This is a genomic window from Ignavibacteriales bacterium (assembly GCA_026390815.1).
Lineage (GTDB): Bacteria > Bacteroidota > Ignavibacteria > Ignavibacteriales > SURF-24 > JAPLFH01.
Genome location: JAPLFH010000008.1, coordinates 29475 through 38749 on the forward strand (window position 1 = coordinate 29475; position 9275 = coordinate 38749).

General features: G+C 33.8%; 5 protein-coding genes. All 5 read left to right on the top strand.

Going from position 1 to position 9275, the window contains the following annotated elements; translation table 11 throughout:
• The 5 genes from NTX22_03585 to NTX22_03605 are packed head-to-tail and all read left to right on the top strand — an operon-like array spanning position 1 to position 9182.
• Positions 1–1425 carry an oligosaccharide flippase family protein gene (locus tag NTX22_03585; GenBank protein ID MCX6149589.1) on the top strand — a complete coding sequence of 475 codons (1425 nt, stop codon included), beginning with the start codon at positions 1–3 and terminating at the stop codon, positions 1423–1425.
• Complete coding sequence (locus NTX22_03590) at positions 1415–2044, top strand: class I SAM-dependent methyltransferase (protein MCX6149590.1); 630 nt, start codon at positions 1415–1417, stop codon at positions 2042–2044. Before NTX22_03585 ends, NTX22_03590 begins: the two co-directional genes overlap by 11 nt.
• A gap of 34 nt (positions 2045–2078) precedes the next feature.
• Complete coding sequence (locus NTX22_03595) at positions 2079–4778, top strand: YCF48-related protein (GenBank protein ID MCX6149591.1); 2700 nt, start codon at positions 2079–2081, stop codon at positions 4776–4778.
• Between the two features lie 25 nt (positions 4779–4803).
• A complete protein-coding gene (locus NTX22_03600) occupies positions 4804–7155 on the top strand; it encodes a hypothetical protein (protein ID MCX6149592.1) in 2352 nt (783 codons plus the stop codon).
• Positions 7156–7208: 53 nt separating this feature from the next.
• Positions 7209–9182 carry a YCF48-related protein gene (locus NTX22_03605; GenBank protein ID MCX6149593.1) on the top strand — a complete coding sequence of 658 codons (1974 nt, stop codon included), beginning with the start codon at positions 7209–7211 and terminating at the stop codon, positions 9180–9182.
• Positions 9183–9275 lie beyond the last annotated feature (93 nt).

Below are 9275 nucleotides of genomic sequence, written 5' to 3' on the forward strand. Positions count from 1 at the left end.
TTGAAAAAGTTTGTTAAAAATTGGTCGATACTTACCTTATCTAATTTTCTTTACCAGGGATTTCTATTCTTCTCATTTGTACGAATTGCCAGAGGACTAAAACCAGAACTTTATGGCAAATTTACAATAATTATTACCGCGGTTGCTATTGCTCAGGTTTTTACTTCTCTTGGATTACAAAAAATTGTTATCCGTGAGATTGCGAGAGAAAATTCTATAATTTCATACATTGCAAAAATTTCAATTAAACCGATACTAATTGCAACTTGTATTAGCGCTGTCATTCTTTCCATCTACTTATTCCAATTTGAAAAAATCAATGATTTAATATTACTTTCACTCAGTTTAGTTTTACTTCTTGCCTTAACAATCTGGAACTATGCTGAACCTATTGCATTTGGAATTCAGCAGATGAATATTTCTGCATATCTGAATGTAATCAGTTCTCTCGTATTTGTAATAGTGTTATTTATTATACCCACCAACTCTTATACTATAATTATTGTTACCATTGTTTATGTTTTAATTTTTTTTCTGAGAGCACTTATTTATTTATTTGTTGAATGGAAGAAAAACTATTTTTCAGTAAAGAATCAATCAGTGGAAGTAATTGACTTGAAAACTTTGCTTAACCAAAGTCTTCCCTACTGGGGAACGAATCTATTAGCTATTCCAACACTTCAACTGCCAATTTTATTTCTCGGGCAATTCTCAGGACAACAGGAAGTTGGCTACTATGGAATTTGTACCAAACTATCTATGCCCCTTACCTTAATTGCTAATAATCTTTTAATTGCTGTCTATCCTGTCTTAGCAAAATATTATGTAGAGAACAAATCTACTTTCTTAGACAGAACAAAAAAAATATTCATTTTTCTTACTGTAACTGGTATAATTTTTACACTTGCTTTAGGTTTATTCAGTAAGGAGATTGTTGCGATATTTTTAGGAAAGCAATATGAATTGGCGCGCCCAGCTTTCTCTATTCAAGTTTGGGTAACATTAAATTTAATTCTTCATTCTTTCATTGCCACTATTTTTCTCGCGACTGATAAAGAAAAAATTTTAGTGAAACTTTCAGTTTTTAATTCTGTTGTTATTGGGTTAGCAGGTTATATAGGTTCTTATTATGGAGCAGTTGGACTTTCAATTGGTGCCTGGTTTGGATTATTAGTTGGATTTAGTTTCCATTGGTATTTTGTAATTAAAAAAGTCGGATTAAAATTAAAATTATCTCTTAGTGCTTTATTAATGATTTATTTTATTGGGTTCAGCTTGGTTTCATTCTTTTTTGTTGATGAAATTATTTTGATAAGAATTATTTTATTTGTTATTCTATCTTCGATGTCTTTTCTTTCATTAAAGAGCTATTTTAATAGTGACCTGAAAAATTTATTACTTACTTTAAGGTATTATGGCAGATAGATATTATAATTATTCGCGCAGTGAAATGTTGGAGTTTATTCCCAAGGAATGCAAACGAATTTTGGAAATAGGATGCGGAGCCGGCAATTTTGGCAGACAGTTAATTGAACAACGACAAGCAGAAGTTTGGGGAGTTGAGCCGATTACTGAAGCGGCTAATGCAGCAGCAAAAGTTCTAAACAAAGTTTTGAATAATTTTTATGAAGAGGATATAAATCTTCCTGAACATTATTTCGATTGTATTGTTTTTAACGATGTACTTGAACATATGGTTAATCCTTGGAATGTTCTAAAATTTTCTAAAAAATTTCTTCGTCAGGATTCTCCCTCTTTCATCGTTACTTCAATTCCAAATTTTAGATACATACGCAATATGTACGAAATTGTTATTCAAAAAGATTTTGAATACAAAGGTGAATTAACTCTGGACCGCACCCACCTTCGTTTTTTTACCTACAAAAGTATTCTACGTTTATTTGATGAAGCAGGAATGAAAATAATAAAGATACAGGGTATAAGTCCTTCTATACATCCCATTTTCAGGATTGTTAATTGCATACTTTTTAATAAACTTAAAGATATGAAGTTCCTGCAATATGCGGTTATAGCAAAGTTTTAAACAATAATAATTTTAGAATTTATTTGGGGTAAAAATGAAAAATATTCTTTTTTCGACCATTTGCTTAGTTCTCTTTTATCATTCTTCTTTTACTCAGCAAAATTTTTGGGAACAAACTAATGGACCTAGTGGTGCCGCGATTTATGCATTAGCGGTAAATCAACAAGGACATATATTCGCTTCAGAATCTCATGGGGGTATATTCCGTTCCACTGATAGCGGGCAAAATTGGATAAAAATAAAACAGTTAGAACCAGAGACATACGCAAGAATGATATGTATCAATCAGCAAGGTTATGTTTTTATAGTTCTTGTAACTAATTGGGCATGGCAAGGTCCAGGTATATATCGTTCAACCGATAATGGTTCAAGCTGGTCAAATATAAATAATGGAATAAATAACGGATTAGCAAATTTTGGTTGTATGATTGTTATAGATAAAAGCGGGAATATTTATGCTGGAACTACTGGAAATGGATTATTTCGTTCTTCTGACAATGGAGATAATTGGCTAAATATTGGAAAGCCATCCAGTACTATCAATAATATCGCATTAAACTCAAAAGGAGATATTTTTATTATAGCAGATTGGGGTGGATTCTATCGTTCTACAGATGGCGGTAAAAATTGGACTCAAGTTTCAAGTGCAACAATAGGTGTTAGTCTGTGTTTTTGTATAGATAATAACGATGACATTTATTTTAGTGGTGCCAAGATGAATATATATCGTTCTAAAGATAATGGTGATAATTGGGAAGAAGTTTTTCATTATTCTTCTGATTCTGAAATTAATCAGTTATATGTAAGTCCAAATGGAAGTATTTTTGGTTTTGATGGAAATGGTTTAATGTTTCGTTCAATATATAATGGCAATAGCTGGACCAATATAGTCTATTATATAATTAAGGTTATGATTTCGTCAATTTGTTTTGATTCAAAGAATAATACATTTATTGGAACCAGAATAGGAATTTTTCGATCTTCTAATGGAGGAGATGATTGGAATTTGCAAAATAATGGTTTAGTTTTTTCAGATGTAACTGCACTATCCATTTCTAAAAATGGTAATATCATTGCCGGTGCTAGTGGATTTGGCGTATTTCGTTCACCCGATAATGGTAATTCCTGGATTTCAATTAATAAAGACCTGCCTAATGGAGTTTCTTATATATACTGCACTAAAAATGGGAATATTTTTTGTTTAGCTCGTGAATCTGGGATATATCGTTCTACAAATAATGGTGAAAATTGGATTCAAATAAATAAAGGGCTAAAGGAATTATATGTTACAAGTTTTTGTGAAGGTAAAGAGGGATTAGTTTTTGTTGGAAGTGATCTCGGCGGAGTATACCGGTCTACAGATAATGGAAATAGCTGGATACAAATCAATAATGGATTGACTAACATAACTGTGAAGGCACTTTCAGGCAATCAAAGTGGAAATATTTTTGCAGGTACATTGGGGGGTGGAATGTATCGATCATCTGATAATGGTAATACTTGGGTTCAGATTAATACTGGTATTGATAATCCTTATGTAGAAAAAATTGCTATTAATCAAAAAGGGATTATCTTTATCGGTACATACATTCATACAAAGTATATAGATGTAAGAAAAATGTATCGTTCTTCGGATAATGGAGACAGTTGGAAAACATTAAATACTGGATCAGAGTATAATAGGGTTGAGGCTTTAGCAATATCTCCAAAAGATAATATTTATGCATATTTCTTGTCTATTAATAGTAGTGTCTTTTATTCATTTGATAATGGGGATAACTGGTATCCATTCAATAATGGTTTACCGAAATATGGAATTACTTCTTTAGTTTCAAATTCTGAAGGCTGTATCTTTGCCGGAACTAATGGTTATGGTGTATTTAGAACTATTGATACTTCAAGTATAGACACAACTGAATTCCCCCTGAAAGTTGGGAATAAATGGTTTTATAAATATTCTGAAAGTAAAGAACCTTATATTTTATTTGCTACTTTAGGTAGAATTAGAGAAGCTACTGAGATTAATAACGATGGGGATTTGGTTATGAAGGTTTTAACTTTTTATGACGATAGTACCACAATTGGGAAAGAAATTTGGAGATATATTAATGGTAAATTAATATTAAATCCTGATTCACCTAATAAAGAAATTCTCTACAATTCTGCATTCTTAAAAGATACAATTATTATTCCTTACTCTGGAAATCGAACTGAATATAGAGTTTTTAATGAAGCTATATTTGGGAAAATGCGAAAGTGTCAAGAATTTTATTTTAATGGAAATGATGGACATAGTGAACCAAGTTGGAAAAGTATTAAAGCAGCTGTTGGTATTGGTATGTATTTCTTTAATTCAAAAATAAAATATGATCCGATATTATTTGAAGAAACATTAATAGGTGCAAATATAAATGGTGTATTTTATGGCGATTCACTTAGCATTCCAAAAGATTCAATCATAATAATTCCACTAGATTTTCATTTGTGCCAAAATTATCCTAATCCTTTCAATCCAACAACTAAAATAAAATATTCAATTCCTCAAAATTATTTTATTACAATCAAAGTTTATGATTTAATTGGCAACCTTATTAAGACTTTGGTTAACCAGGAAAAACCTGCTGGAAATTATGAAGTTGAATTTAATGGAGCAGATTTATCAAGCGGAGTTTATTTTTACACAATACAAGCCGGCAGTTTTAGAGATACAAAGAAATTAATTTTAATGAAATAGAAGTAAATTAAAATTGGGGAAAACGATGAAGAATGCATTAGCTTTTTTCCTTTTATATTTTTTCATAATAGTCAATCAAAACTTTGCTCAATGTCCTGTTTCCTTTTCAAAATGGATTGATATTGATAATGCAGTTGTAAACAAAAAAATAATTATTGGTGATTACAACGGTGATAGAATTAGTGATTTTTGTTTTTACGACGATAATTCCTGGAAAATAATATTCTCAGGTGGGAAAAACCTCGATAACAGAAATATTTTTTCAGGAAGCAGCGGACTAAATGATACGAGTAATATTTATACTGGAGATTTTAATGGTGACGGTGTTGATGATAAAGTTACTAGTTACGACTTAATTGGTAAAAAAGGCTGGGCAGTTTCTTTCTGCAGCAGAATTACCTCCGATTCAATTTACAAATTCTTTGATGAAAAATTCTTCACCAACATTGTTGGGAATTCCAATTATGAATTAAATTGTCCGGGGGACATTAATGGCGATGGAATAGCTGATATTGTTTTTTTAGACAGCAACAAAGTTGATGTTTTACTTTCCACCTACGCATTACCTACTTTGGATTACAAGGAAGGATTTAAACATCAGACATGGTTAAATAATATTGATAGCGGAATTGTAAAAATAATAGCGGGTAATTTTTTAACCAAAGACGAGAACGGCTGGGATAAAGGTTATGAGGATTTAATTATTATAATAAAACTCAGCGCAGGTTATAAATTAAATTTATACAAATCCAATGGCACCTCCTTTAAGTTTGAAAAAGATTATGAAATAAAAGACAGCAACTTTGATCCAAAGAAAATTTTAACCGGGGATTTTAATGGTGACGGTTCAACGGATATCATTTACTACTTCAGCACACAAAATGGACAAACCGAATGCGATCTGATTCTTTCTGATGGTTATGGTTTAAATATCAATAAAAATTGTTTTGGAAAAATAGATTTACACATACAAAAAATATGGGCAGGGGATTTTGATGGTGACGGAATTACTGATCTTTTGTATTTGAACAACGGCATCTGGGTAGGACTTTCGCCAGTGCCTAAAGATGAAGATCACCTTGTTGGTGCTGGAATTTATTTAGCCTATAGAAATGATAAGTGGGGAACAAACAGCTGGGAAAAAAGGGATCCCGATAAAACTCCAGTTGTTGGCTGGGGGGATAAAGATACAGCGGTAGGAATTTATTCTTCAAATGATGTAAATATTTTACGTAAACAACTTAGAGCATTAAAAAAAGCAGGGATTGATTTCATAATCTCCAACAACTCTGATGGATTATTTAAATTAAATCCTGTTTTCGGAAACTGGCAATCCTTTCAAAGTAAAAATGGGTGGCCTGGAGATTATGCTTGTCAATCCGCTCTGGATTCATTATTTAAAGCCGCGAAGCTTGAAAAGATGAAAGTTGCAATTATGCTGGGATTTGAATTTTGGGGACCTTATAGTATTCCCGAAAGTTGGGGTAAATGGGATGGCTGGGAAAATCAGTATTTGCGAATAAAAAATTCTGTTGATGCAGTAAAAAAATATGTAGAAAAATATCCTGATACCTATTTTAAATATCGTGGTAAACCTTTACTGTTAGCTTACCTTGATCAGGGATTTTATTATCCTCCAGGTTTTTATGAAGGTAAGATAATTCCACGCTGGTATATTCCGGAATTTACAGTCCGTTATAATGTTGGGTTTGCTTCTACTTACAGCGTTTTAGCAGATCTGCCGGAGAAAAATGGAGTTGATCCGCCATTTGCTTTTTACGAGGGAATTGATAAACAAAAGTTTTGGGGATGGGGAATGGGCTCTTATGATAAATACGACCCTTCACATCTACGTCTACTACCCTGGAATGCTGAATGTATGTCAATTTTTCCTGGAAATAATATATGGTGGTATAAAACTCCGCAGGAAGATGTAAAGCGGCAGGGAGGCGAATTCTACTTAAAGTCCTGGGAACAGGTAATTGAAGAAAATCCTAAAATGGTAATTTTACCGGAAATAAATAATTGGAATGAAGAGTATGGAATAGAGGGTTGCATCGGAAAATATGGCTGGACGGATAGGCATGGTAATAAGAATTATGACTGGTATTTAAAAATAACAAAGAAATATTCATACATCTACAAGAACAAACTATTACCGGAAAATGAAATTACCTGGGTTAGAGAAGCTGGAAGTAAATTGCTTTATCAATATATTGGTGATGGTAAAAGAATATTGAATAATAAAAAGCAAATTGACATTTTATGGGAAACGCCTGACGACCAGATTTTAAAACCTAAAGGTTATCCTGTAAATGAACCTGATATATTACTTCCTTTTGGTTGGTTGGAAGCTAAAAAATATTTAATGAAATAAAACAAAAACCATAAAGAAAATTAAAATGAAAAACACATCTACAGAGTGTACTTATGAAAAGAATATTTTTATTGATCACTTTATTAAACTGTTATAGTATTACAAACGCACAATGGTTTTGGCAAAATCCATTACCACAAGGTAATACACTTAACAATGTAAAATTTATTTCTTCAACAGTTGGCTGGGCTGTTGGTTTCCGTGGCATAATACTTAGAACAACAAACGGAGGTACAACCTGGATTTTACAACCAAGTAGAACAATGAACGATTTATATGGTGTATCATTTATCGATGTAAATAATGGGACGGCTGTTGGTGAGGGTGGTATAGTTCTCAGGACTACAAATGGCGGAATAACTTGGACTCCACAATCAAGCGGAATAACAACCGGTTTAACAAGTGTCTCCTTTATCGATATAAGTAATGGGGCAGCTGTTGGTGATAACGGCACAATCCTAAGAACCACAAATGGGGGAAATACCTGGACTTCACAATCGAGCGGAACAATAGCCAGGTTAACAGGTGTCTCCTTTACTGATACAAGTGATGGGACGGCTGTTGGAGATAACGGCACAATCCTAAGAACCACAAATGGGGGAACGACCTGGACTTCACAATCAAGCGGAATGACAGAATATGAATATTTCGGTGTCTCCTTTATCGATGCTAATAACTGGACGGCTGTTGGTGGTGGTTGGACTGGCACAAAATACGAGGGAATTATTATCAGAACTACAAATGGTGGAACAACCTGGCGGGTACAAGCAACCGGAACAACAAACTATTTGAAGTGTGTCGTTTTTATCGATGCAAATATTGGAATGGCTGTTGGAGATAACGGCACAATCATAAGAACCACAAATGGGGGAACGACCTGGACTGAACAATCAAGCGGAACAACAAACTGGTTATACGGTGTCTCCTTTACCGATACGAATAATGGAACGGCTGTTGGTGTTGCCGGTACAATCCTCAGAACTACAAATGGAGGAGCTACCTGGACTGAACAATCAAGCGGAACAACAATGGATTTGAACGGTATCTCCTTTACCGATGCAAATAATGGGACGGCTGTTGGTAGAAATGGCACAATCCTAAGAACCACAAACGGTGGAGTAACTTGGACTGAACAATCAAGCGGAACAACAATGGATTTGTACGATGTCTCCTTTACCGATGCAAATAACGGGACTGCCGTTGGTTTTAATGGTACAATTTTAAGAACTACAAACAGCGGAACAACCTGGACTTCACAAACAAGTGGAACAACAGAATCATTATCAGGTGTTTTCTTTATCGATGTAAATATTGGGACGGCAGTTGGTGATTTTGGCATAATCCTTAAAACAACAAATGGTGGAATAACCTGGACTTCACAATTAAGTGATAAAATATATTTATTAAATGGTGTCTTCTTTACCGATGCAAATAATGGGACGGCAGTTGGTTGCCTACAAATCCTTAGAACTACGGACGGCGGAACAACCTGGACTGAACAATCGAGTGGAACATCTGACTATTTGACTAGTGTCTCATTTACCGATGCCAATAATGGGACGGTTGTTGGTTTGGGCGGCATAATCCTCAGAACCACAAATGGAGGAGTAATCTGGAATTTACAATCAAAAAATCCCGGCTTATTTGATGTTTCCTTTACCGATTCAAATAACGGAACCGCTGTTGGTATGAATGGTACAATTCTCAGAACCACAAACGGAGGCGTTACTTTTATAGGAGAAGAAAATGGCAGAACTAAACCACAAGAGTTTATTCTTGCACAGAACTATCCCAATCCGTTTAATCCGAGTACAAAAATAAAGTACACAGTAGCCCCATCTAATCTCCCCCAAGGGGAGGCTTTAGTTACACTAAAAGTATTTGACTTACTAGGGAACGAAGTAGCAACTCTTGTTAACGAAGAAAAAACAGTAGGAAATTATGAAGTGGAATTTGCTGGTAATAATCTTGCAAGCGGAATTTATTGTCCCTTACTGGGATTGGCGGGCAAAAACCCTCGCCTTTAGGCGAAGACTTTAGTAAATTCGCTCAATGGAAAATTACAGAAAGTCATCACATACAGTATACGATATAAAATATCATCTAGTTTGGATAACCAA

Bases quoted from the DNA above. Each gene is read 5' to 3' on its own strand.
- NTX22_03595 (MCX6149591.1), top strand. From the start codon at position 2,079: ATGAAAAATATTCTTTTTTCGACCATTTGCTTAGTTCTCTTTTATCAT.
- NTX22_03590 (MCX6149590.1), top strand. From the start codon at position 1,415: ATGGCAGATAGATATTATAATTATTCGCGCAGTGAAATGTTGGAGTTT.
- NTX22_03600 (MCX6149592.1), top strand. From the start codon at position 4,804: ATGAAGAATGCATTAGCTTTTTTCCTTTTATATTTTTTCATAATAGTC.
- NTX22_03605 (MCX6149593.1), top strand. From the start codon at position 7,209: ATGAAAAGAATATTTTTATTGATCACTTTATTAAACTGTTATAGTATT.